The organism is Mucilaginibacter ginsenosidivorans (assembly GCF_007971025.1).
GTDB classification, from domain to species: domain Bacteria; phylum Bacteroidota; class Bacteroidia; order Sphingobacteriales; family Sphingobacteriaceae; genus Mucilaginibacter; species Mucilaginibacter ginsenosidivorans.
In genome coordinates this window covers 941,375-967,332 of sequence record NZ_CP042436.1, presented here as the reverse complement: position 1 = coordinate 967,332, position 25,958 = coordinate 941,375, and the positions used below count along the sequence as shown (strand labels likewise).

Here is a 25,958-nt window from a genome sequence, read left to right as displayed (position 1 = left end):
CCCCAGCCACTCCTCTCCAATTGGAGAGAGCACTAAAAAGAAATATTAAGAAAATGAAATCAACTCAAAACACATTATTCCAGGGCGACCAGGTAAAAGATGCACTAAAGCAAGCCTTTGTCAAACTGAGCCCCCGCATATTGGTACGCAACCCGGTAATGTTCACCGTGGAGATAGGTACGGCGGTTATGTTCATAGTAACCATTTTCTCGCTCACCAATTCAGCGCAGGGCGGCTTTGGCTACAATTTTACCATCTTTTTGGTACTGTTGCTTACCGTGTTGTTTGCTAATTTTGCCGAAGCCATAGCTGAAGCCAGGGGCAAGGCGCAGGCCGAGAGCTTGCGCAAAACCCGCGAGGAAACACCCGCACGTGTTTTGGTCGACGGCGTTGAAAAAAGGGTGATGTCATCCGCGTTAAGAAAAGGTGACGTGTTTTTTTGCGAAGCCGGCGACACTATACCTACCGACGGTGAGATCGTCGAAGGCATTGCGACGATTGACGAATCGGCCATTACCGGCGAATCGGCACCGGTTATCCGCGAGGCCGGCGGCGATAAATCATCTGTTACCGGTGGTACCAAAGTATTGTCCGACCGTATTAAGGTGGTGGTAACCACTCAGCCGGGCGAAAGCTTTTTGGATAAGATGATAGCACTGGTTGAAGGTGCGTCAAGGCAGAAAACGCCTAACGAGATCGCTCTAACTATCCTTTTGGCTGGATTTACATTGGTTTTCGTTATTGTATGTGTAACCTTAAAACCGTTCGCCGATTACGCCAATACCCCTATAACCATAGCAGCATTTATCTCACTGTTTGTGTGTTTGATCCCGACAACTATCGGTGGCCTGCTTTCGGCCATCGGTATTGCGGGAATGGACAGGGCATTGCGCGCCAACGTGATCACCAAATCGGGCAAAGCTGTTGAAACCGCAGGCGATCTGGACACCCTATTGTTAGACAAGACCGGGACAATAACCATAGGTAACCGCAAAGCCACGAACTTCTGGCCTGCAAACGGCGTTAGCGAGACTGAATTCAGCAAAGCCTGTGTATTGAGTTCGCTGGCTGACGAAACACCTGAAGGAAAATCGATAGTGGAACTTGCAGAGCAAGGTCCCGGTAAATTAACTTTCAAGGCGCCGGACAAGGCCGTATTCATTAAATTCACTGCCGAGACCCGTTCAAGCGGCTTGGACACTCCTGATGGTGTACGTATCCGTAAGGGAGCGTTCGACTCCATCCGTAATATGGTGATCAAAGCCGGGAGCGCCTTTCCTGCTGAAACAGAGGAGCGCGTGAAAACTATCTCATCTAATGGCGGCACGCCTCTGGTTGTATCACAGAACGAAAAAGTGCTGGGTGTGATAGAACTGCAGGATATTATCAAAACCGGCATCTACGAACGTTTTGAGCGCCTGCGCAAAATGGGTGTAAAAACCGTGATGGTTACCGGTGATAATCCGCTGACCGCCAAATTTATTGCTGAAAAAGCCGGTGTGGATGATTTTATCGCGGAAGCGAAACCAGAAGATAAAATGAATTATATCAAAGCTGAACAACAGGGCGGCAAGTTGGTTGCCATGATGGGCGACGGTACCAATGACGCTCCGGCACTGGCCCAGGCTGATGTTGGTGTAGCGATGAATAGCGGCACCCAGGCAGCTAAGGAGGCAGGCAATATGGTCGACCTGGATAACGACCCAACCAAGCTTATTGAGATAGTGGAAATTGGCAAGCAATTGCTGATGACACGCGGTACACTTACCACTTTTTCCATTGCAAACGACGTGGCTAAATATTTTGCTATTGTTCCGGCTTTGTTCATGGTTTCTATACCATCGCTGGCTGCACTCAATATCATGGGCCTGCATAGCCCGCAATCGGCTATACTGTCGGCAGTGATCTTTAACGCCATCATCATCCCGTTGCTGATACCATTGGCATTACGCGGTGTTGAATACAAACCTATCGGAGCAAGCGCATTGCTGCGCCGCAACCTGCTCATCTATGGTTTAGGCGGTGTGTTGGTGCCATTTATTGGTATTAAACTGATCGACCTTGTGGTAGCATTATTTGTTTAACAACTTAAATATCATTAAGATGAAAGCTTACTTATTAACATCAATAAAATTAACCCTTATCCTGTTAGTCATATTTGCAGGACTGTACCCGCTCGCGATTGCTGGTATCGGAAAGTTAGCACCCGGAAAAGGTGATGGAGAAACACTGAGCTACAAGGGCCGGGTAGTCGGCTTTACCAATGTGGGCCAGAAATTTACAAAGGATCAGTACTTCTGGTCGCGCCCATCGGCTGTAGATTATAATGCAGCCGGCTCCGGCGGTTCAAACAAAGGGCCAACTAACCCTGATTACCTGAACAAAGACGTACAGGGTCGTATCGATACTTTTTTGAAGCACAACCCAACGGTTAAAAAAGAAGATATCCCGGCCGAGCTGGTTACTGCATCGGGTAGCGGTTTAGATCCCGACCTGTCGCCTGCGGGCGCTAAAATACAGGCTGCACGTGTGGCCAAAGCACGCGGTCTGTCAGAACACCAGGTGCTGGCCCTGGTTGACACGCACACCGAAAAACCTTTGCTTGGATTGTTCGGCCCGGCAAAAGTAAATGTGCTGAAGCTGAACATCGCATTGGATGAAATGAAATAATAAAAATGTCGTTTCGACGAGGGACAGGGAGAAACTTATAAAAGGGAACGACGAATTATGTAAGTTGTATAAGATTTCTCGCTATCGTTCGAAATGACACGGGTTTTTAAAATGAACGAAGAAAACAATAAAGAGTCGGTACAGCATTTTCTCGAGTTGATCAAAAAATCAAGGCGGGGAAAGTTTAAAATCTACATCGGCATGAGCGCCGGTGTAGGTAAAAGCTATCGCATGCTGATGGAGGCCCAGGCATTGATGCGGAATGGCATTGATGTGAAGATAGGCTATATCGAAACGCATAAACGCAAAGAAACCGAAGCATTGCTTGAGGGCTTGCCGGTTATACCCCGTCGTAAGTTGTTTTACAAAGGTAAAGAACTGGAGGAGATGGACCTGAAAGCCATCATCAGCCTTCGGCCCGAAGTTGTGATCGTCGATGAGCTGGCCCATTCCAATATTGAAGGAAGCAAAAATGAAAAACGTTGGCAGGATGTGATGGATATATTGAATGCGGGCATAAACGTGATCAGCGCGGTAAATATCCAGCATTTGGAAAGCATTAACGAAGAGGTGGAACGAATAACAGGGGCCACCATCAGCGAACGTATACCGGATAAGGTACTGCAAATGGCCGATGAGGTTGTAAACATCGACCTGACTGCTGACGAATTGATAGAAAGGCTAAAGGAGGGAAAGATATACGATGAAAAGAAAATACAAACGGCGCTGAGCAACTTTTTCCAGGCAGAGCGGATTTTGCAGTTGCGCGAACTGGCCCTGAAAGAAGTAGCCCATCAGCTTGAGCGAAAGATAGATACCGAGATCCCCAAGAATATCAAACTACGCCCCGAACTGTTCCTTGCCTGTATAAGCACCAACGACGATTCGGCCAAGATCATCATCCGCAAAACTGCCCGGCTGGCATCTTACTATCGTTCAAGGTGGTTTGTATTATATGTACAAACATCGCATGAAAGCGCTGATAAGATCAACCTGGCATCGCAGCGTCACCTGATCAATAATATGAAAAACGCCACGCAGATGGGCGCCGAGGTCCTGAAAATTAAAAGTGATAATATTGCCAAAACAATTTGGGAAACGGCTGATAAATACGACATTACTACCATTTGTATAGGCAAGCCGCGGTTCAAATTTTACCAGTTGGTAATGAAAACGGCGGTGTTTACCCAGTTGCTTAATAAGATGTCGAAAACGGATATAGATTTAGTAATACTATCATGACTATAAAAAATAAACTCCGCGCCGGCTTTGGCTTCCTCTTTTTGCTGGCGGTTATTTGCTGCGGATTGTCGATTTACTACCTGAGCCGGCTATCTGCCGACGCAAGCGTTATTTTGAAGGATAACTACATCACCCTGAAATATGCGCGCAACATTGGTAATGCTTTGGATCAGAATGAAACCGAGCTTAACAAACAACAAATAAAGATCATCGAAACAAACCTTGCCAGCCAGCAACGCAATATTACCGAAGCCGGCGAGCAGCAGCTAACAGATTCTCTTAGTTCCAAATATGAGCAACTTAAACAGGCAGGCAACGATGCGAGAAAACAGTCGGTACTGCGGGTACAGGTACGGCAATTACTATTTGGCATCATGCAGCTTAACATGACTGCTATAGAACACAAAAACGCCGTTGCAAAGGAAACAGCACGTAGTGCAACTATATTGGTGGCGCTTATCGGTTCGTTCCTGTTCCTGGTAGCTTTTAGTTTTATAATCAATTACCCCGGCTATATCGCCAACCCTATTCTTGAACTGACAGCGAGGATAAAAGAAATATCCCGTAAAAATTATCACCAGCGCCTCGAATTCAAATCAAACGACGAGTTCGGCGAACTAGCGCAGGCGTTTAACACGATGACCTATCAATTAAACGAATATGAGAACAGCAACCTTGCCAGCATCATGTTCGAAAAGAAGCGCATTGAGACCATCATCAACTCGATGCACGACGCCATTATCGGACTGGATGAAAAATCGTTCATCATATTTGTTAACGAGGTTGCTTGTACCCTGATCGGCATATCTGAATTAAACCTGATAGGCCGCTATGCCCCCGATGTTGCGCTTGAAAACGACCTGCTCCGTAATTTGCTGGTGACGGATCAGAACAAGATGAAGATATATGCCGATAACCGGGAGAGCTATTATTCGAAAGAGATTCTATCGGTTGATACCAGGAATAAAGTGATCGGCAAGGTGATCATTTTGAAGAACATTACCGAATACCAGCAGCTTGATGAGGCTAAAACAAATTTTATCGCTACCGTTTCGCACGAATTAAAGACGCCGATATCGTCCATCAAAATGAGCCTCAAATTACTGGAGGATGAACGGATAGGAGCAGTAAATTCCGAACAAAAGCAATTGCTCGAAAATATTGACGATGACACCCGCCGCTTACTCCAGATCACGGGCGAACTGCTGGATCTATCGCAGGTAGAAACCGGGAAACTGCACCTGAACTTTGGTAATGCACACCCCAAAAATATAGTGGACTATGCCGTAAAGGCGGTAAAGTTCACCGGTGAGCAAAAGCAGGTAAGCATCAGCGTGCAATGTGACGACAACCTGCCCGAAGTACGGGCCGACCTTGATAAAACAACCTGGGTGCTCATCAACCTGCTATCGAATGCTATTAAATATAGCCACGAAAAGTCGGTTGTCGACCTGGTGGTAAAGAAGGTAAAGAATGATGAAATAGAGTTCTCCGTCGCCGATCATGGGCAGGGTATAGAACACCAGTACCTCTCCCGGATATTTGAAAGGTACTTTAAAGTCCCTGGCTCTAAAGCCGATCAAACCGGCACCGGGCTTGGACTCGCGATCGCCAAAGACTTTATTGAGGCGCAATCAGGTAAAATTGGTGTCGAAAGTGACCTGGGCGAAGGCAGCCGGTTTTATTTTACACTGAAGAAAGCCGAATAACATGCCATTGAAAACAAATAGCTTTATCCATCAGGCATTGCCGAACTTTTTGGTGAGCCAACGCCTAATAGGTTCATCATAAAATTTAAGACAGGCATAAGCAAGGAGTATGCTTGCAATAACTAAGGCAAGGCCCACGAGCATTCCTTCAGTCCCCAACGGTATTTTATTATTTACCACCCAGGCGGTATAAATATAGATAAGCGGGTAATGCGTAATGTATAACGGGTAGGAGATATCGCCGAGGAACTTGCATATTCTTTCTGACCTTTTTGTATGCAGTACTCCCCCGGCCCCTATTGAAACGATAAGCGGGAACATAAGGATTACGCACGCTGCGTCGTAAATACCGTTCATCCACAGCGAGTGCTCGTCGCCTATGCGGGGTATGCTCAACACGATTATAATAAGCAGGCTGCACCACCAAAAAGCATTTTTTAAATGAATAAGCTTACCGATACGTGAAAGCAAAACCCCTGCAAAGAAGGGATAAAGGACCCTGGTAAAACCCACAAAAAGGCCGGGGCCGTTCAATGACCAACCGCCTATCAGGTCACCTTGCGGCCCGAAAAGCAGGTAGCCGATCATCATCAATGCCGCTAGCGAAATAAATACTGACAGCAACGGTTTGGAAAAGCGGCGCACGATAACAGCGTACAGTATGTTGGCAATATATTCAAAAAACAACGACCATGCCGGTCCGTCAAGCGGGTGCATTTCCTGCCACCCGCGTATATCCATCGAAATAGGGACAGGTATCAATGTGGCACCAACTACCATGAGTAACAACACCTGCCACACCGGCGTGCCGGCTATCAAGGGGAACGCCTGCGGACTGACCTGGAAATAAAAGAGCGCCGCCCCGATAACCGATCCCATTACCACCATTGGCTGCAGGCGTATGAGCCGGCGTTTATAAAAACCCCACTGCGTTAACTTGCCCCAGCGGTCATCATACGCATAGGCTACGACGAAACCAGATAACAGGAAAAAGAAATCGACAGCAAGATAGCCATGATTGATGATCTGTATAAAGCGGTTGCCGCCGGTAAAAGTTTCAAATACGTGAAAAATAATGACCAGCACAGAAGCTACGCCGCGAAGGCCGTCGAGGATAGGGTAATGCGGCTTGGTAGCCAATGAATTGTGACGCATAACGAGGGTTTACTCAGCCAATATAACGATAAAGTTTATTGATTTTCTAATGTGTCAAAAAAACGCAATAGACTTTCACATGAACCCCAAGATTGAATGATGGACTAATTAAACAGATTTTCACCGGAATAGGTTATGTTTGAAGCTGCTTTATTATAAACCGAATGCATCAAACCGATACTGCAAAAAACCCGGTGGGGCGTATACTTATAGCCAGCCTTATCGGGACGATGATCGAATATTTTGATTTCTATATTTATGCTACCGCCGCGGTGCTTGTATTCCCTAAACTTTTTTTCCCGACGGGTAATCCCACATCCGCCACGCTGGAATCGCTCGGTACATTCGCCCTGGCTTTTTTTGCCCGGCCACTGGGCGCAGCATTGTTTGGGCATTTCGGCGATCGTAAGGGTCGCAAGGCCACATTGGTGGCTGCGCTGATGACCATGGGTCCATCCACAGTGGCCATTGGGCTGCTTCCGGGTTATGGTTCTATAGGTATGGCGGCTCCCATCCTGTTATCGCTGTTTCGGTTCGGGCAGGGCCTGGGCCTGGGCGGCGAATGGGGAGGAGCTGTGTTGCTGGCAACTGAAAATGCTCCACCGGGCAAGAAGGCGTGGTACGGAATGTTCCCGCAACTGGGTGCGCCGTTGGGCTTTCTGCTTTCAAGCGCCACTTTTTTCACGCTAAGCAATACGATGAGTGATCAAGACTTTTTAAGTTTCGGCTGGCGAATACCTTTTATTGCCAGCGCAATATTGGTTGGTGTGGGATTGTACGTTCGTTTAAAAATATCTGAGACGCCTGATTTTGTTAAGATAATCGAAAAAAATGCGCGGGTTAAGCTGCCTGTGGCCGATGTATTTAAAAAACATACCCGGGCTATAATATTAGGCACGCTGGCCACCATGACCATGTTCCTGCTTTTTTACCTTATGACGGTGTTTACGCTGAGCTGGGGCACATCGGCCCTGCATTATTCGCGTACCGGTTTCCTTATCGCGCAAATGATCTCGGTACTGGCTTTTGGACTTGGCATCCCTATTTCATCTTTTCTTGCCGACAGGTACGGGCGCGGCCTTATCCTATTGCTGGCAACAGCTACGATATTTCTATTCGGCTTGTTCTTTTCTTCGTTGTTTAGTGCGGGTAACTGGCCGGTCACAGCTGGTTTCCTCGTGCTCGGTATGTTTTTAATGGGGCTCACTTACGGGCCTATCGGCACCGCGCTTGCGGGTATTTTCCCTGCATCGGTACGCTATACCGGCTCATCATTATGCTTTACCCTTGCGGGTATTTTAGGCGCATCGCTTACGCCGGCGCTAGCCACAAAACTGGCGACGGATTACGGTGTAAGCTATGTTGGTTACTATTTGTCGCTGGCGGCGGCCATAACTTTCCTGGCATTGCTGGCGGCCCGGCGGCTAATGAAAAACAACGATTTTATCCAGTCTTAGTTTCCGCCTAAAGGATAAAAGTTGGCGTTAGCAAACAGCCTGCAACACTACAGGAAACGTATAATCCTTTTAACTTCCGGATTGTTTCGTAAGTTAGTTTAAATATGAGGCATCTATTTTTAGTTATCAAACGGTTTTTAGGCATTCACTTTAATCTTCAAAAAGGTAAGGCGGACGAATCGGTCATCGTAGATAATATACGGAACAACACCGAGTTTACAGGTGTTAATTTGTGGGCGTTGATCTTTGCCATCTTTATCGCAAGCATAGGGCTCAATGTCAATTCGACCGCGGTAATAATAGGTGCCATGCTGATCTCTCCCATCATGGGTCCTGTAATGGGAATAGGGTTGGGTGTGGGTATTAACGAACTTCCGTTAGTTAAAAAGGGGGCCAAAAACCTACTGATAGCAACGGTTATCGGCATACTTGCTTCCACTATCTATTTTTTGATAAGCCCTCTTCACGATGCCAAATCGGAACTACTCGCCCGGACATCCCCATCGATATGGGATGTTTTCATTGCTTTTTTTGGCGGGGGCGCCGGCATGGTGGCTGCTTCGCGTACCGAAAAAAGCAACGTTATACCCGGAGTGGCCATAGCAACCGCCTTAATGCCACCGTTGTGTACAGCGGGGTTTGGCCTGGCAACCGGTAACTGGCTTTACTTTTTTGGCGCCATTTACCTCTACTTTATCAACAGTGTATTTATTGCAATAGCCACTTACCTGGTATCAAGGTATTTAAAAATGAAACGCCACCAGTTCGACGATACCGAGAATAAAAAAAAGGCTACTACCTATATCGTCATCATCGTTGTAATAACCATTATACCGAGCGTTTTCATGGCTTACCGCATTGTTCAGAAAAGCTTTTTTGAAACCAGCGCACAAAAATTTGTCGACGAGCAATTTGTTTATCCAAACACACAGGTTGTATCAAAAATATACCAGTACAAAGGCAAAGAGAAATTCATCGAAGTGCTTTTGATAGGCAACCAGTTGAATACAAAAACCATTGATTCGCTGAAAGGGAACTTAAAGAAATACGGCCTGGAGGGCGTCCGATTGATAGTGAGGCAGGGTTTGGATGCGCGGCACCAGGTCGATCTTTCACAGATCAAAGCAAGCATTCTCGAAGACGTTTTTAATAATATGCCGAAGCCTGATACAGTAAAAAAACCGATTGCGGCAGCTGTTAAAATTGACTCGGTTGTATTTAAAGAATTAAAAGTTTTATATCCGGGAATAAAATCTTTTGGAACAAATCAAACCATCGTTCAGAATGCCGACACTACCCGGCGTGATACGGTTACTATGGCCGTTATGGCTTTCAAAAAACGGGTCAGCAAAGCAGATGAACACAAATTACAAGAATGGCTCAGGACAAGGTATCAATCCGCTTCGCTTAAGCTGGTTGTTCAATAATAAAATAGCTAATCCTGTTGGTCAAGCAGGGTCTTGCCTGAACAAATTGCAGAGTTGCTCATAAATTTCAGGATGTTTATGCTTAAGCTGTTCGGGCTTTTCAAAGAAGTACTCTGCTGCAACCGCCAAAAATTCCGCCTCGCTGGTTAGTGCGTAAGGATTAATATCAGATTTCCCGGTCTGGATACGGTGCATTTCTTTGTGCATCATTTTAAGCCAGGGTATCACATATTCCCGCGTTATTAAATTTTCAATAATGCCGTCGGTTGCACCGTCCGATTTATCAAGCAGATGAACAAATTCGTGGATAGCGGTATTTCCTTTTCCTGACAAGCTGGAAAAACCTTTTTCGAGCGCCGCGCGCGCCAGGAGCATTTGCCCATTCATGAAGCCCGAACCAACCATTCCTAATATATTCCGATTTTCACCCTCAAAGCTGAAATCGTTGTCAAAGGTGTCGGGATATAAGATCACATTAGTCAGATTTTTATATTTCCAATCTCCAAAACCAAAAACGGTTATTATTGCACTCGACGCTATCAAAACACGGTCACTGTCGGTTATCGTTGTTCCCACTCCTTCAATATTAACATACTGCAAAAAATCGAGAACACATTTTTCAAATCTTAGCTTTTCTTGCTCATTCAGCTTTTGGTAATAGTCGACACGATCATTAAGTAATGACCGATAAGTTTCAATATTCGTTTCGTCGGACTCTATTTCATTCTTCTTTTTACGAAGAAGAAAAAATCCGATCAAAATAATTAACAGAAAAGCAAATAAAATATACATATCTATACATTCAAATGGCAACGCTGTAAGTGATTATTATCATTTATCATGCTGCCCGATATCATAACTTTTCTGCTGGGTTCAGGCTAAATTACCACCGAAAATACCGGTTAAAAATTTGTGCCAATTCCCAATAAATACGGAAAATCAATATTAGTGAACATTTATCTCTAAACTTAAAATATCATGTCGAAACCGCATATTTTAATCCTCGGCTGCAATTTTGCCGGACTTACTACTGCAAGATATATCCACGCCAGGGTAAAGGATAAAGCGACGATCACCATCATCGACCGTAAATCGCTGCTTACTTTTGTGCCAAATATTCCGCTCCAGGTCTTGGCGAACGTCAATCCGGCATTGGACCTGCAATTTAAGTATATGTCGTTTTTGGAGCGTGACGGAAGTGAATTTATACAGGCGGAAGTTATCACCATCGACGCGGATACCAACACCGTAGTTTATCAGCCAAACGAGCGTCCGGGCCACCCTGTCCGCGAGATCAGTTACGATTACCTGGTAATTGCATTGGGCAACCGGCTGGCTTATGATATGATAGATGGTTTCAATGAATACGGCCATAGCGTGACGGATGTTTTCCTGGGTAACCGTTTGAGAAACTATTTGCATAAGGATTACAAAGGCGGACCTATCGTGATTACTTCTGACATTTTTCACCAGGGCAAAAGCGATAAATTACCGGCTGGTTTGCCGGTGGCCCTTACTGCTTGCGAAGGTCCACCTGTTGAGTTATCATTTTCCATAGCCCACTGGCTCGAAAAAAACAAAAAAGGGAATGCGTCCACTATTTTCCTGTCGACACCGGCAAAAGTGATCGCTGAAGATGCAGGCGAAACCATTTTGAATCAATTATTACCAATGATGCAGGGAATGGGCTATAATTACAAGGCAAATACGCTGGGGATAAAAAAGGTTTATGATAATGGGATCGAATTTAATGATGGTACAACCCAGGAAGCTGAACTTGCTATTCTTTTCCCCGACTGGCAGGCACATTCGTTTTTGAAAAACTTACCATTTACCGACGATCAGGGCTTTGTGGTGACCGACCTGTATATGCGCAACCCCGACTATCCCAATATATTTGCGGTGGGCGACGCTGCCTCAATAACAGTACCCAAAATAGGGTCATTGGGCCACATGGAAGCGGAAGTGTTAGCCGATACACTGGGCCAGGAACTGGGTGCATTTGATGGAGAAGTAAAGCCGGTAGAATTTGAGATACTATGTATGGGCGATATGGGTGGAATAAAGGGGTTTTATATGCGCACAAATGAATGGTGGGGAGGGAAAGAGAGCCATTTAGAGATGGGTATAACGCCGCACGCTTTGAAAATGGGCTTTAAGCAAATGTATTACACCCTGGGCGGAAAAATACCACATTGGGGCTTACCTGTGAGCGAACTGGTTGGAGATAACACTATTATTTAAGGAAACGGGCCTATTCGGTATACTTCATAACAGCTTTAAACACCGCCGCACGGATGGGGTTTACATTGTAGTATTGCTTTCCGTCGATGAGTCCCATCTGCTCGCGGTTGATCAGTAATATAACTGATATTTTTTTGGATGGTACCACCGCTATGCTTGTACCGGTGAACCCAGTGTGGCCGAAGCTGCCTTCGGGGGCGTCTTTCATAAACGAATTTTCGGGGTCCATCATCCATCCCAGGCCGTTCTTAAACTTGTCTTTGGTCAGAAAGGTGCTGATAGTGTTTTCGCTGATGAATTGCTTACCATCAACCATTCCCTTGTTCATCAGCATATCTACCATTTTTTGCAGGTCGTCCACAGTTGAAAACAACCCCGCTGCCCCGGCTACACCCTTTTCTGCATACCAGGCGTTGCCATCGCTTACCTCGCCCTTTACCACGTAATGGCGCCAACCGTTCCACTGGTTATGCTTAATTTCCTTAAACTGAAAGCCTAGTGCCGGGTCGTAAACCATTCTTTTCTCGTAAGGGTTACCGGGCGAAGTTGCGGCTATTTTATAGTGCTGGTTTTTTTTGAGCGGGTTAAACATGGTGTGTCTCATCCCCAGCGGGATAAAAATATTTTGTTCTTCAAACTGGTCGAGCGGCAAACCGGAAACTTTTTCAATGATCTCGCCAAGCACGGTAAAACCCAAGTCGCTATAATGGCGCCCTTCGCCAACGGGAAAGGCAAGCGGTAGCTCGCCTATCAGCTTAAAGGTTTCCTGTTTGTTGTGGGCCCTGTAATACATCGGGTACCATTCGTAAATCCCGGCGGTGTGCGTAAGCAGGTTGCGAATAGTAATAGCCGCCTTGTCTGGCGTGCCGAATGCTTTTACATATTTGCTTACCGGGTCGTCAATATGTACCAGCCCCTTGTCGACCAATAACATCATCGAGGTTGTTGTGCCCACCATTTTGGTAAGCGACGCGATGTCAAAAAGATGCTCCGTGGTCATTTGTTCCGGCTGTGCCAGCGGCCGAAGCTCGTAATCAAGCTTTTGGGCATAGCCGTAAGCTTGTTTATAGATCACTTCGTCCCCCTTTTTAACTTCGATAACCGCACCGGGAATTTTGTTATCATTTACCTGGCTTTGGATAATGCTGTCGATCTGATGAATGAGTGTAATCCCGGGATTACCGGCCATCTGGGCGTTAGTAAAATTTGAAACACAGGTTAAACCTGTAAGGGTGATAAAAAAGAAAACTGTTTTAATTTTTAGCATGATCTATGATCCGGTTTTATAATCAACAATTGGCCCAACAGTCTTTCGCATTAAAAGTTCGGTAAACCCCTTTCTGACAAAATCCTTCAGTTCGCCAACCAATTCAAACCCAAATTTGGTATAAAGCCTTATAGCGTCTTTATTGAACGAACTGACGCAGATAAAAATATTGGGCGAATACTTCAAAATACGGCCCTCGCAAAATTCAAGAATTTTGGTTCCGTATCCAAGTCCCCTGTAAGCGGCACCGATGCAAATAGTTTGTATATATCCTTTAAATGTTCCCTGCGTTTGCATGATGACAAAGCCCATTATTTCGGCCTCATTTTTTAATACAAATACTTCCTTAAACTGGCCGTCAAATGCCTTGAGACACTGGTCGTAACCCAAACCCAATGTCTCCCAGGGATCGGATACAGCCATCATACCGGCGCAAATGGCAAAGTCATCCGGGTCCGACGTTAGCTGTATATTATCAGGCCGCATTGGTCTTCCTTTTTATAACTGTCAAAAATAAAATGGTAAGCAAAGCATTTACCAGGATGTTCATAAACCCAAGGTCAAATTGAAACTGTGCCATGAATAATAAATTCAAAAACAAGGTTATAGTTGCGGCACCAATGCAGGCCAAAGGAACCCATTTTTCTTTTAACCGGATGTCCGAAAACAGGCCGGTTAAATATATCCCTAAAATTGGTCCGTAAGTATACCCGGCTATTTTGAAAATGGTATTAATGATTGCCCCCTCGCTGCTCCAAAATGCCATCACAATTATAAACATAGCCCCATTGACCCCAAGCAGCACAGCATTTTTTATCTTATTTTTATCGGTAGGCGATTTACTTTCGATGTTCATGAAATCGTAACTGAACGCGGTTGTTAGCGCAGCAATACACGCATCTATACTGGCAAAGGTGGATGCCACAACACCAATAAAAAAAGCGACCGCGCCTATTTTCCCGAAGTAATTTAACGTGAGAAAGGGATACAAACCGTCAGTATCCATAAACTGCCCATTTTTTGCACTAAGGTGTATGCCGTGGCGTTCGGCAAACAGGTAAAGTAAAACCCCAAGGCCCAAAAATAGGGTTTGGGCGCCTGCAATAAAGAAACTAAAAGTCAATACATTTCTTTTAGCTCCGCTGACATTGTTGATGGTCAACGTTTTTTGCATCATGCTCTGGTCAAGCCCAACCAGCGCTACAGTGATCAGAACCCCCGAAATAAACTGCTTAAAAAAATTCGAGCCCGAATGGGCGTCCCAGTCAAATAACTTTGCATAGGGATGATGAACGATTGCGGCAATCATGCCTGCAAAGGACAGGCCAAGCGAGCTTTTGATAGTGATGATTGAAACTATCATTACGGTAATTAAAAATAGCGACTGCAGGGCATCCGTCCAGACTATGGTTTTGATGCCCGATTTGTTGGTGTACAACCAAATAAGCATCAATACAATAATTATGGTTAAAAAATAGGGGACATGCAATCCATCAAAAAAAGCATACTGTAAAATTTTAACGGACAAAAGCAATCGCAACGCAGCCCCAAACGACTGTGACACCAGGAAGAACAGGGAGCCGGTTTTATAAGTGACGTTGCCAAAACGGATATTGAGGTAAGTATAAATAGATACCAGTTTAAGCTTATAATAAATAGGCATTAGTACGAATGCAATAAAAAGGTAGCCCACAATGGTACCCAGGATAAACTGGAAATAATACAGGTTATTATTGCCGACATTGCCCGGAATGGAGACGAGTGAAACTGCCGAAATGCCCGATCCTATCATTCCGAATGCTACCAGGAACCAGGGAGATGACCTGTCGCCATCAAAAAAGCTGTTAGCCTTATTATGCCTTGATGTTAGCCGTGCAATAAGCATCAACAGTGCGAAATAGGCCAGGATGATAAAAAGGATCAATGACGCACTCATGCAAGCGGATTATAGTAACGGCTACCGGCTAAAGGTAGGAAAAATTAGAAAACGGGGTTCATTCAACGGGCACGCTACACCCTGTTTTGTGCAATGCCAGGTCAGCTACGAATGCGTCTATTTGACCTTTAGATATGCCAGGCATGCAAATGATATGCGCCCATTCCGGCCCGGAGGCCAGCTGCCATTTTTTTACAAGTCCGGTATCGGGTTTTGGTATATTGACGGTCAACGCAGAAGAGTTTCTCCACACCATTGGTTCGATTGGCCTTAACATCGCTTCAGCATAGGCTGCAACACCGAGGCAATCCATCGTACGCTGCCTCAGTCCTTCGATACCTAATTTGGTGATGGTATACCACAAGAACAAGGGCGTTAGCCCGTTTCGTGAGCCGGATATAGTTGTATCGAGCGAGCCTATATAATCAATGGACCTTGCAATGCGGTCGCGGTGATTTTTTTTAGCAATGATAATACCACATGGTATCGGCGATCCAAAAAATTTGTGCCCGCTGATAGCAATACTATCGGCGCCATCGGCAAAATCGAAAGCAGGCCTGGGTTCTACAAATGCGGCGTAACTTCCTGCGAGCGCCCCGTCGACATGAATATAATGATGCTGGATAGCCAGATCTTTAAATATGGTTTTCATTTTCCCGACGTCATCCCGTGCCTCGGTCATAGTGGTCCCTATATTGGCCAAAATGATCACTGGCATTTGCCTGTTTATGCTGATCGTTTTTTCAAGGTCCTCGTAATCTATCTCTCCGCTGGCTTGCGATCGGATAGCGATATTAGGCATATTCAGCAGGTGCAGATTTTTCTGCACACTATAATGGGTGGCTTCCGAATAATAAACTATAGCTTTGGGATACAACTCCCGGGCCAGGTACAAGCCGTAAAGGTTGCCTTCCGAGCCGCCGTTAGTTACATACCCCCACCAATTATCTTCTTCGGCCCTGAAAAGGCGTGAGAAGAAAGCAATCACCTCTTTTTCCAACTCCCGCGACCCTACGGTATAAGTTGAGGGGATGAAAGGATCGCCCACGTTGTTCATTGGATATTTCAGGAAAGGTAAAAGCTCGCTGTAATCAAAATCTTTTGATACTGGGTAACCTATAGTCATGGCCGATTTTGAACTGATCTCGTCCAGTAAATCTTTTAATACCAGGCTGGTGTTACTTGCGAATAATTGCTTTTCGGTCATGGTGGAAAATCCCGGACTTATGATACAAAATTACCTGGCCGTTCTTCAAAACCTGAGGAGTATCATCATGAATATAAATGATATTCGTCACACACAACCGGAAGCGCCGCAAAGTTTACATTGCGCCGAAATTTATTACGGCATTAACTTTTAGTTTTGACCGCTATGTATAAACGTATTACTCTGTTATTTTTATTGTTTGCAAATTTTTGTTTCGGCCAAAGTAACGATGGCTGGTCGCTGAAACAGGATAACGATGGCGTCAGGATATTTACCCGCGACGTTACCAATTCAAAGATCAAAGCCATAAAGGTTGAATGTGAACTGGATGCAACCTTATCGCAACTGGTTGCTGTTTTAATGGATGTTAAAACCAGCGAAGAGTGGCTGTATCACACTTCGTCAAATTATATAGTAAAGCAGGTATCTCCATCGGAAATGTATTATTATTCGATGGTAGTGATGCCTTGGCCCGTCAGTGATCGCGATTTTATTGCTCATCTCATCGTATCGCAGGATACGGCGACCAGGGTGGTAACCATTGATGCCCCCTGTGTTGCGGATATGGTACCCAAAAAAGATAAAGTAGTACGTGTCACCAATTCCACAGGCAGGTGGGTGCTATCGCCCATTGGCAAAGACAAGGTAAAGGTGGTTTATACGCTTCATGCCGATCCGGGGGGAAGCATACCTGCCTGGTTAACCAATATGTTCGCTACCACGGGGCCGTCGCAAAGCTTTAAAAAATTAAAGATCCATCTGCAAAAGCCTGTTTACAAAAAAGTAAAGTTGGATTATATCCGGAACTGATAAAACGTGTTATTTCATCGTCAGTTGTTCAACGGGGTTACTGACAGTAGTAGTTGCCGGCAGGTCGAACCAGAAGCTGGATCCCTTTCCTATCTCACTTTCCACACCGATGGTGCCGCCGTGCAGTTTTACGATTTCTGCCGACACGTAGAGCCCTATGCCGAAACCGGAAATAGTACGTGTGTTCGGATTTCCCGAGCGGTAAAACCGGTCAAATAAATGTAGTTTGTCTTCGTCGCTGATGCCTATGCCATGGTCGTCTATACGTACCAGTGCCCGCCCGTGCTCCCTGCGGCAATGCAGTGTTACCGGCTTTTCGCCGATAGAATATTTGACCGCATTACCTATTAAGTTGGCCAATACCTGTGCAATTTTTTCACGGTCGGCATTGATCTTTACCGGCAAAGAGTCGTTTAAACTGATCGGCTGTTTGCGATTGTTTACAGAAAGGTCGGCAATAACTTCACGGATCAGTTCGTCCAGTAAAAACTCTTCCTTGTTCAAAACCATTTTCCCGGCTTCGGATTGGGCGGCATTTAAAAAATCGCCGATCATGCGGGTCATTTTATTTACCTGGGTTTCGGCCCTTTCCAGCATACCCGAGATAGCCTGGTCTTCAAGCGGCTTCGCTTTCATATGCGCAAGCTGCACATAAGATTTCAACGAGGTCAACGGCGTTTTTAATTCGTGGCTGGCAACACTGATAAATTCATCTTTTTGCTGCTCCAATTCTTTTTGAGCGGTAATATCCATTACCGTACCAAGCATCCTGATGGCGGTCCCATTCTTGTCGCGCTGAGTTTCACCGTAAAATTGCAACCAGCGTATCCTGCCATTTTCTGCGAGTATCCTTGCTTTAAATTCTAACCGGCCCGAACGAACAGCTTTGGTAAAAGCAGTTTGGGCCATATCCACGTCGTCAGCATGAAGGCGGAACCATAGCGCTTTTGCATTTACCATTGGCTTGTTTGTGGCGTTAAGCAAATGCGCAAACTGGTCGGAGTAAGTAAGGGTGCCCATGTGCAAGTCGATGTCCCATACCCCCGACCCGGAAGCATGTACCGCGATCCTCAATTGTTCATGTGCCCCGCGCACCTCTTCGTCCAATCGGTTAAATAGTTGTATCAGGAAATAAACTACAGGCACACTCAGGATGATAGTAAGCAGGAACAGCACAAGCATATCCGACGCCGGCGCAATGGTACTGTTTTTCATCACAAACAGGTACATAGCCGCAAAAAGCGGCGCTGCGGCAAGGATATATCCCAGTAAATAGATCAGCAGGTTCTTTCGTGCTATGCGCCGGTACAACAACTTTATCCAGCCTTCGTCGGGTTCTAAAAGTATCGTGCCTACCGCAAGCAGCAACAAGGAAGCTGCCGTATGGAATGCGGGGCCTGCAACGCCCGACGAAAAATTAAAACCAAAAAAATGGAACAAGATACCCAGCAGCGAAATATAGATCAGTACAACCAGCGTGGTGCTGATAAACTGTGCCGTATAGTAACGCTTCGCCGAACTCAATAACAAAGCCGTTGAACTGAGTACGGTATATAAAGCCATCAGCAAGGGGGTACGGCCGGAATTTTCGACTTTCGCTTTATCGGCGTACACAGCATCAGGAAACCTGTCGATATGCAGGTTGACACCTGCGATATGTTCATAAATGATAACAAGTGCAAACAACAGGCTTACGGTAAGGAGTATGCGTGCGGCTTTCACCTGGCCCGAATGCAGCAAAGCAAGAGAAAGCCCCCCCAGGATTAATAAATGCGCGGTATTAACCGTCATATTAATGCCGTCGGACATGAAGGCTTTGAACGCGCTGATATCAAAACACCAGCCTATGAGTGCAAGTATCGCGATAGAAACGACAGTGCCCGCACACCATAGTGGTATGTTTTCCCATTTATCAACCTTTACCCGGTTGTTCTCAGGAGCGAAAAACGCTGTTTTTTTCTGCATGATACCCCAAATCCCCGCGTGTATTTACGGCGTCGGCGATCAACGGGTTACAATAAAAGGGAAATTATTTTAATTATCATAACAATATGCAGATAATCAGTTAATTAAAATTTTCTTTTAAAGCAACGATGGTAAGCTAAAGCAATGTATCCAGGGGGGTAATTTTCACCTGTTTTGATAGGGCACACGCAACTTGCCGGAGGATGTGCACTGTCTTAAAAAAACTCCAGTACTGTTTGCTTTTTTAGGGCTGCCGGCCGGAAATTTTCCCCATAAATCCAGGGAAACGGGCCAAAACAAAATCAAAAGCAATCCGGGACCTTTAACGGAACAATTGGTTCAATAATTGAATGGAGAAAATAAAGCCATTTTAATGATATGAAAAGCACAGTATTAATAGTTGAAGATGACCCGATCATCGGCGAGATGATCAGCATGATCATGGAAGAGCAGGGGTTGAATGTGATCAGCTTGGGCGATACCGGCCACGTACGCGAAAAGCTGCATAACAACGAGGCCGACCTGGTGATGCTTGACATAAAACTCGATGGCGAAAATGGCAAAGACATGTGCCGCTACATAAAACAACAGGATGATCTGAAACACATCCCGGTTATCTTCATTTCGGCGAGCCATGATATCGAACAGGCAAAGGAAATATGCGGTGCCGATGACTTTATCAGAAAACCATTCGATCTCGATCATATCATCGAAAAAGTAAACAAATATACCCGTGCAGTCGCGTAGTTATTTAATTACCGGTATTCATGCTAAACTAACACCAGCCCCTCGCTTAGTGCACCTTCGTACACCTCGTCATCAAATTTGTAATAGGTAGGCGAACGGTGGGCGCCGATATTCCGTTTTTCGTCAAGTTTGACGATCAATCCGAGCGATATTAGTTTGTTAGGGAAGTTGGAAGCATTGAGTTGCTTGCCCGACATGACCTCATAAAATTGCCTGATCTCCTTCAGTGTAAATTTCGCTGGCAGGAGGTTTTTGCCGATCGGGAAGTGATACAGGTGCATCCGCATGGTAAATAGTGCTTCGCGTACCATTTCGTCATGGTCGAAGCCCAGTGGTGGCAATTGATCTATGGAAAACCAGCGGCATTCGCTGGACAGAAAATCAGCTTTGGGGTTGGCGTTCACCATGTCTGTTATCGAATAAAAACCCACAGACGCCGTTTCCCCGGTCAGCCAGCTTTCTTCACTGATCCTGATGCCGGTAAGTTCTAAAAGTTTGTCGCCGTCAACCGACCGCGGGCTGTTTCTGCCGGGCTCGCCAAAAGTTTTGAATTGTTTCAGGAAAAGATTTTCGAGGCCAGCCCGTTCGGCTGTTATCCTTGCCGCCGCCCTGTCAAGGTTCTCGTCTTTCCGTACATAGCCGCCCGGCAGGCACCACTTGGTAAATACCTTATTTTTTACCAACAGCAATTGCAATTCGCCGCCGTGATAACCAAAAATGGCGCAATCCACGGTCAGGTTCGGTCGGTAATCGACATAGCCATTATGAAAAAAATCCTGAATTTCCTTTAAGGTTTCCATCTCCGGCGCTAAGAAAAAAATTATTTATTAAATTTTAATAAATGTATAAATAAAATTACATACCTTCATTTATTAGTTTTTAACAAATGAAAGGGTGGCGGCTTCAAAAAGTAATTCCCACTTCTTTTGAACCAATTAACCAAACTATTTCTGCATGAAGATCAATACTTTACTTATTTCCGCGGCCGGCGCCGGTGCGTTGCTGGCGGTACTTGCTTTTACAAAAAACCGGGTCGGCAACGGTTTGCCTCCGGAAGTTAACGCAAAATCCAGCCTGGTCAGGATGCAGGGTGATGTCGCTTACCGCGACCTGAACAAGAATGGCAAAATGGACATTTACGAGGATCCGAAACAGCCGGTTGAAAAGCGGGTACAGGACTTGTTAAAGCAAATGACACTGGAAGAAAAAGCCGGTATGATGTTTTACTCGCCAATACGTGTTAATGCCGATGGCACCATCGAAGACAAGCCGGCCTCGGGCTTGCTGGCAAGCTTATCGCCCGTTGGTGTCAACGAGATTGACAAGCATCATATAACACATTTTAACCTGTTTGTGGTTCCTGCGCCCGATACTTTGGCCATGTGGTACAACCGCATACAGCAGTACCAGGAAAAAACCCGTTTGGGTATCCCGCTTACCATCGCATCCGATCCGCGTAACCAGGGTGGTGCAGGGATATTCGCCATGTCGGCTAAGACGTTTTCGATGTGGCCCGACCCACTTGGTTTGGCTGCTGCCGGCGATGATAAGCTGACCGAAAAATTCGCCAACATTTCGCGGCAGGAATACCTGGCCACCGGCATACGCCAGGGCCTGCATCCGCAGGTGGATTTGGCAACCGAGCCACGCTGGCCACGCATAGCCGGTACCTTTGGAGAAGATGCCGCGCTTTCATCACGCATGGCCACTGCATACATCAAAGGTTACCAGGGCGAAAAGCTTGGGCCAAACAGCGTTGCCATGATGACCAAGCACTTCCCGGGTGGCGGTCCGCAGAAAGATGGTCTCGACCCGCACTTCAATTTTCAGAAAGGCGAGGTTTACCCGGGTAACAATTTCAAATACCATCTTATCCCCTTCGAAGCTGCCTTTAAAACCGGTACCGCCGCTATAATGCCCTATTACGGCGTTCCGATGGGGCAAAAAGATATACCCGAAGTGGGTTTTTCGTACAATAAAGCCATTATAACCGAACTGCTCCGCAAAAAATATCATTACGAAGGCGTTGTTTGTACCGACTGGGGCCTGGTGACAGATTCTAAGATCGGTCCGGTAAATTTCCCGGCAAGGGCCTGGGGTGTCGAAAACCTGAATACCGAGGAACGTGTGCAAAGGATCATCGATGCCGGCGTAGATCAGTTTGGCGGCGAGAACCTGCCCGACGTGATTGTAAAACTTGTGAAGGAAGGCAAAGTGGGCGAGAAACGTATCGATGAATCTATCGTACGGCTGCTGCGCCTCAAATTTCAGCTCGGCCTGTTTGACAACCCTTTTGTCGATGAGAAAAAGGCAGCTGAGATAGTCGGAAGCGCCGACTTTATGGCTGCAGGGCAGGACGCTATGCGCCGGTCGTTAACCCTGTTAAAAAACGACGCTCATACCTTACCCCTGGCACCAAACAAGCTGAAGATCTATGTTAAAAATGTCGATGCCAGACTGGCGGCGCAATACGGCACCGTAGTAACCGATCCGAAAGGAGCCGACATTGCCATCATCAGGCTGCAAACACCAAATTATCCGATCCCGGAAGCCAAAGGCAATTTTATTGCACAGATGTTCCACTGGGGTGATCTTGATTTTAAAGGCAAGCAATTGCAGGATATCCTCGATCTCGAGAAAACGGTTCCTACCGTAGTCGATATCTACATTGACCGCCCGGCGGTGATACCCGAGATAAGCGCGAATGCCAAAGCGTTGTTCGCCAGTTTCGGATCGAGCGACGCGGCGCTGCTGGAAGTTGTTTTTGGTAAATACAAGCCGCAGGGTCACCTCCCTATCGAGCTGCCATCGTCAATGGAAGCGGTGCGCAACCAAAAGGAAGATATGCCCTACGATTCAAAGGACCCGCTGTACAAATTCGGTGCCGGCCTAAGCTATTAAACTGATCTGCAAATATTAAACCCGATTTAGAAATCCAAACAAAAATTTAAACATGAAAAAAGTACTATTCTGTAACCTTATTGCCCTGGCGCTGGTAGCGGGGGCGGTAAAAGCAAATGCCCAGGCGGCGCCTAATTATTTTATCGGGAAATGGAGCGTCTTGTTAAAGGGCCTTCCGCAGGGCGATGCGCGTTTAAAGTTTAATATTGTCGATTCAGTAGGGCATTTGAAAGGTGTGATGATCGACACAACATCCAATACCGAAACGCCGCTGACCAATATCGAGCAGGAAAACGATAAAGTAACGCTTTATTTTACGGCGCAGGGTTACGATGTGAACCTGGTGTTGAACAAAAAAGACGACGACCACGCCACCGGCAGCCTGATGGGTATGTTCGATGCAGTTGCCGATCGCATCAAACCGTAACGGCCCACGGTTAGAATACGCAGCCCCGGCCCGAAAGGTGCCCGGGGCTTTTTGCTGGCGTGCCCGTCTTCACATTTTAACATGACTTGTGTCATTTTAACTGTTTTCAAAAACGCGCATCTTTACGATAAAAGGCACGAAACTTTAAAATTAAATTTTCAGAACATGTTAGGCGAACTGAGCGAACTACAAATGGAAACCCTGTTGAAGCAACAGGTTATCGGCAGGATAGCTTGCCAGGCCGATGGTGTCCCGTATATCGTCCCGATCAATTATTTCTATAACGGCACCCATATTTTCTTCCATTCTGCTATAGGGAAGAAAATCGAGATCATGCGCAAAAACCCAAAAGTATGCTTCTTGGTTGATGATATTAAAAGCGTATTTAAGTGGCAAAGCGTGATTGTGCTGGGCAAGTTTGAAGAGATAACCGATATGGCCGAAAAAGAAAGAGCCATGCAGGGGCTCATCCATCGCATTATGCCGTTCGCCGACAATCCGAAGGACCATCCGTCACACGGCATTGCCGAAAAAGAGGACGATATTGCTACCCGCCTCGAACTGGTTATTTTTAAGGTTATACCGATCAGTAAGACAGGTCGGTTTGAAAATTAAAGTATAAATTGCTCTCTTATCTTTTATCCAAACAAAAAAACGGGCCGGAGTTTTGTACTTCGGCCCATTGTATTATAGCGTAGGGGTATGATGAGTAAATGAGAGATCAAAGCGATGCAAAATCATAGTGATGAAAATGCCTGAACGGGGGTGGCTGTACTTTTTCGGTTACGCTTTCGGCGATAAAGGCCGTAGTGTTCAGATACGAAGAGTGGTCGAACCGTAAGATGCTGCTTTGCGCCGAACCGCTAAGGTTTGCGCCGGCATGGCCGGTTAAAGTAACGGATGTATTATAGGCTTCCATATCCAGTTGAGCAAAAGCGTTGTTGTGCAGATCTATCGTCAGATCAAGCGCCGAGAACTTACCGAACGACTTAACCTGTGCACCATCGAAGGCCGACAGTTTGGAAAGGTCGTTAACGGTTACCCAAACCACAAGTTTATCGGCTGCGTACGAGGTGATGCGCAATGCACCGTTTTGCTGCTGCACCAGGGCGTTATCGGCATAATAGTTATTGTACACGGTTACCTTGTCCTGGTTGCCGGTGGTAAGATAAAGCTGAACATTGCCGCGCACTTCTATTTGGTTGATGTTACTAACTTCGGTTAGCGTAGTGCTGATCTCCGTTTTGCTGCCTGTTACTGCTCTGGCGGAAAGGCTGATGCCGAATACTGTTGTGAGGGCGATTGCGGCGGTTAAGATTGTCTTTTTCATTGTCTTAATATTTTTGAGTTGTTTGTTGTTTTCAATGTCCAAAGCAACGGCTTATCTAACACTCCGCAAAACGAAATAGACCGCCATGCCACGGGTATAGACGAATGGAGCCTTCTAGTCAATAAATGGTAATTAATTGATTATAGCTTGTTTTAAACGTATTTATCGGCTAAAAACAATTGCTGGTCGGTAAACCCGGGGCTGCTGTCGATATATTGACCTGTGCGGCGAAAGATTAGTTAAATTTGTTTAAGATATAGCGCTTACCTGTTGACCGGTACAGAGCATGCCCCCAGCTAAGTAACAATTTATTTATCTCTTCAATCCTTGAATAACATGAGAACACCACCCTGCCATCGCTTTTTTAAAACAACCGTTGCCACTATATGGATACTGATTGCATTAACAGCAACCCAATGCACCGCCCAGCCAACGCCCAAACGTGCGTTGCTTGCGCTTTCAAAAGTTGATCACACGCTGGCCATTATCGATCCGGCATCGCTGAAAATTTTGGCGCGGGTGCCCGTCGGCCCCGATCCGCATGAGGTAATTGCTTCGGCCGATGGCAAAACAGCTTATGTTACTATTTACGGTGGCGGCAGCCTGCACGAATTGAGTGTGGTCGATCTTGCCGGTCAAAAGGCTTTACCCAGCATTGATACCAAACCTTTTATGGGCCCGCATGGGGTAACGTTTGCCGACGGTAAGCTTTGGTTTACTGCCGAAGGCACCAAAACCGTTGTCCGGTATGACCCGGCGACTGGCAAATTTGACTGGTGCATGGGAACCGGGCAGGACCGCACGCACATGATATACGTTACCGGCAATGGGAAAAAGGTATACACCACCAATGTATCGTCGGCAACGGTAAGCATTTTGACAGATAGTTTGATGAAACCACGTGGCTTTCAAAACGGGCCACCGCCGCCGAATGGTTCCGCGGGCGGGCCGCCACCAGCACGCGAAGAATGGGTACAAACCGTGATTCCTGTAGGCAAAGGTTCGGAAGGGTTTGATGTTTCACCGGACGGCAAGGAGTTGTGGACCGCAGGGGCCGGGGATGGGATAGTTACAGTGATCGATCTTGCTACCGAAAAAGTAACAACCAGTATTGACGCAAAGGTACAAGGCGCCAACCGTCTTGCTTTCACACCAGATGGCAAGCTTGTACTGATAAGCAGCCTGCGCGCCGGCGATCTGTTCATTTTCGATGCCGCGACGCGCAAGCAAATTAAGCAAGTAAGCACTGGTCATGGTGCCGCTGGTATTTTGGTGGATGATGACGGTTCGCGCGCTTTTATCGGTTGCACAGGCGATAATTATGTGGCCGTTGTTGATCTGAAGACCTTAACCATAAGCGGGCATATTGCGATAAAAGGAGCCGATGGTTTGGCATGGGCGACGAGGCCTTAGCGGGGTACAGAAATTCGTCTAACAAAGTATTTTCACATTTCAGATCCGTAA

At 46.1% G+C, this 25,958-nt stretch carries 22 protein-coding genes; 13 read left to right on the top strand and 9 right to left on the bottom strand.

Features of this window, described 5'->3' with window-relative positions; genetic code table 11:
• Positions 1-53 precede the first annotated feature (53 nt).
• From kdpB to FRZ54_RS04415, 4 genes are all read left to right on the top strand, one after another.
• Positions 54-2,084 carry a potassium-transporting ATPase subunit KdpB gene (gene kdpB / locus FRZ54_RS04430; protein WP_147030439.1) on the top strand — a complete coding sequence of 677 codons (2,031 nt, stop codon included), beginning with the start codon at positions 54-56 and terminating at the stop codon, positions 2,082-2,084.
• 19 nt (positions 2,085-2,103) lie between these two features.
• Positions 2,104-2,670 carry a K(+)-transporting ATPase subunit C gene (locus FRZ54_RS04425; RefSeq protein WP_147030438.1) on the top strand — a complete coding sequence of 189 codons (567 nt, stop codon included), beginning with the start codon at positions 2,104-2,106 and terminating at the stop codon, positions 2,668-2,670.
• A gap of 93 nt (positions 2,671-2,763) precedes the next feature.
• The gene (locus tag FRZ54_RS04420; protein ID WP_394348461.1) at positions 2,764-3,912 is read left to right on the top strand and encodes a sensor protein KdpD; all 1,149 of its coding nucleotides are present in this window, start codon (positions 2,764-2,766) and stop codon (positions 3,910-3,912) included.
• Positions 3,909-5,621, top strand: a complete 1,713-nt coding sequence (locus FRZ54_RS04415) for a HAMP domain-containing sensor histidine kinase (RefSeq protein ID WP_147030436.1) — start codon at positions 3,909-3,911, stop codon at positions 5,619-5,621. Before FRZ54_RS04420 ends, FRZ54_RS04415 begins: the two co-directional genes overlap by 4 nt.
• Before the next feature lie 30 nt (positions 5,622-5,651).
• Here FRZ54_RS04415 and FRZ54_RS04410 read toward each other — a convergent pair whose 3' ends face one another.
• Entirely contained in the window at positions 5,652-6,776 is a 1,125-nt protein-coding gene (locus tag FRZ54_RS04410) for an acyltransferase family protein (RefSeq protein ID WP_147030435.1), read from the bottom strand.
• Between the two features lie 164 nt (positions 6,777-6,940).
• Here FRZ54_RS04410 and FRZ54_RS04405 point away from each other — a divergent pair, with 164 nt between their 5' ends.
• On the top strand, positions 6,941-8,233 hold the full coding sequence (locus FRZ54_RS04405) for an MFS transporter (protein WP_147030434.1): 1,293 nt from the start codon (positions 6,941-6,943) through the stop codon (positions 8,231-8,233).
• A 104-nt stretch (positions 8,234-8,337) separates the two neighbouring features.
• Positions 8,338-9,660: a TIGR00341 family protein gene (locus tag FRZ54_RS04400; RefSeq protein ID WP_147030433.1), complete on the top strand. Its 1,323-nt coding sequence runs from the start codon at positions 8,338-8,340 to the stop codon at positions 9,658-9,660.
• 21 nt (positions 9,661-9,681) lie between these two features.
• Here the strand turns inward: FRZ54_RS04400 and FRZ54_RS04395 are convergent, their stop codons facing one another.
• A complete protein-coding gene (locus FRZ54_RS04395; RefSeq protein ID WP_147030432.1) occupies positions 9,682-10,452 on the bottom strand; it encodes a M90 family metallopeptidase in 771 nt (256 codons plus the stop codon).
• A gap of 186 nt (positions 10,453-10,638) precedes the next feature.
• On the opposite strand from FRZ54_RS04395, the gene FRZ54_RS04390 reads away from it, so the two are divergent.
• Entirely contained in the window at positions 10,639-11,904 is a 1,266-nt protein-coding gene (locus FRZ54_RS04390; protein WP_147030431.1) for an NAD(P)/FAD-dependent oxidoreductase, read from the top strand.
• Positions 11,905-11,914: 10 nt separating this feature from the next.
• On the opposite strand, the gene FRZ54_RS04385 is transcribed toward FRZ54_RS04390, so the two are convergent.
• The 4 genes from FRZ54_RS04385 to FRZ54_RS04370 are packed head-to-tail and all read right to left on the bottom strand — an operon-like array spanning position 11,915 to position 16,314.
• Positions 11,915-13,171 carry a serine hydrolase domain-containing protein gene (locus FRZ54_RS04385; RefSeq protein WP_147030430.1) on the bottom strand — a complete coding sequence of 419 codons (1,257 nt, stop codon included), beginning with the start codon at positions 13,169-13,171 and terminating at the stop codon, positions 11,915-11,917.
• Between the two features lie 3 nt (positions 13,172-13,174).
• Entirely contained in the window at positions 13,175-13,657 is a 483-nt protein-coding gene (locus FRZ54_RS04380; protein ID WP_147030429.1) for a GNAT family N-acetyltransferase, read from the bottom strand.
• Complete coding sequence (locus FRZ54_RS04375; RefSeq protein ID WP_147030428.1) at positions 13,647-15,107, bottom strand: sodium:solute symporter; 1,461 nt, start codon at positions 15,105-15,107, stop codon at positions 13,647-13,649. The genes FRZ54_RS04380 and FRZ54_RS04375 overlap by 11 nt, the downstream gene beginning before the upstream one ends.
• Positions 15,108-15,165: 58 nt before the next feature.
• A complete protein-coding gene (locus tag FRZ54_RS04370) occupies positions 15,166-16,314 on the bottom strand; it encodes a histidine decarboxylase (protein ID WP_147030427.1) in 1,149 nt (382 codons plus the stop codon).
• Between the two features lie 165 nt (positions 16,315-16,479).
• Between FRZ54_RS04370 and FRZ54_RS04365 the strand changes: the two genes are divergently transcribed.
• Positions 16,480-17,124, top strand: a complete 645-nt coding sequence (locus tag FRZ54_RS04365; RefSeq protein WP_147030426.1) for an START domain-containing protein — start codon at positions 16,480-16,482, stop codon at positions 17,122-17,124.
• A 9-nt stretch (positions 17,125-17,133) separates the two neighbouring features.
• Here FRZ54_RS04365 and FRZ54_RS04360 read toward each other — a convergent pair whose 3' ends face one another.
• The gene (locus tag FRZ54_RS04360) at positions 17,134-19,089 is read right to left on the bottom strand and encodes a sensor histidine kinase (protein ID WP_147030425.1); all 1,956 of its coding nucleotides are present in this window, start codon (positions 19,087-19,089) and stop codon (positions 17,134-17,136) included.
• Between the two features lie 378 nt (positions 19,090-19,467).
• Between FRZ54_RS04360 and FRZ54_RS04355 the strand changes: the two genes are divergently transcribed.
• Entirely contained in the window at positions 19,468-19,836 is a 369-nt protein-coding gene (locus FRZ54_RS04355; RefSeq protein ID WP_147030424.1) for a response regulator, read from the top strand.
• Positions 19,837-19,859: 23 nt separating this feature from the next.
• On the opposite strand, the gene FRZ54_RS04350 is transcribed toward FRZ54_RS04355, so the two are convergent.
• Complete coding sequence (locus FRZ54_RS04350) at positions 19,860-20,636, bottom strand: NUDIX hydrolase (protein WP_147030423.1); 777 nt, start codon at positions 20,634-20,636, stop codon at positions 19,860-19,862.
• Positions 20,637-20,790: 154 nt separating this feature from the next.
• On the opposite strand from FRZ54_RS04350, the gene FRZ54_RS04345 reads away from it, so the two are divergent.
• From FRZ54_RS04345 to FRZ54_RS04335, 3 genes are all read left to right on the top strand, one after another.
• Positions 20,791-22,737: a glycoside hydrolase family 3 protein gene (locus FRZ54_RS04345; protein WP_228462620.1), complete on the top strand. Its 1,947-nt coding sequence runs from the start codon at positions 20,791-20,793 to the stop codon at positions 22,735-22,737.
• Positions 22,738-22,789: 52 nt separating this feature from the next.
• Positions 22,790-23,164 carry a hypothetical protein gene (locus FRZ54_RS04340; protein ID WP_147030422.1) on the top strand — a complete coding sequence of 125 codons (375 nt, stop codon included), beginning with the start codon at positions 22,790-22,792 and terminating at the stop codon, positions 23,162-23,164.
• Between the two features lie 165 nt (positions 23,165-23,329).
• Positions 23,330-23,779, top strand: a complete 450-nt coding sequence (locus FRZ54_RS04335; RefSeq protein WP_147030421.1) for a pyridoxamine 5'-phosphate oxidase family protein — start codon at positions 23,330-23,332, stop codon at positions 23,777-23,779.
• Between the two features lie 106 nt (positions 23,780-23,885).
• On the opposite strand, the gene FRZ54_RS04330 is transcribed toward FRZ54_RS04335, so the two are convergent.
• Positions 23,886-24,494 carry a GIN domain-containing protein gene (locus tag FRZ54_RS04330; protein WP_147030420.1) on the bottom strand — a complete coding sequence of 203 codons (609 nt, stop codon included), beginning with the start codon at positions 24,492-24,494 and terminating at the stop codon, positions 23,886-23,888.
• 336 nt (positions 24,495-24,830) lie between these two features.
• Here FRZ54_RS04330 and FRZ54_RS04325 point away from each other — a divergent pair, with 336 nt between their 5' ends.
• Entirely contained in the window at positions 24,831-25,907 is a 1,077-nt protein-coding gene (locus tag FRZ54_RS04325) for a Vgb family protein (protein ID WP_228462619.1), read from the top strand.
• Positions 25,908-25,958: the final 51 nt, after the last annotated feature.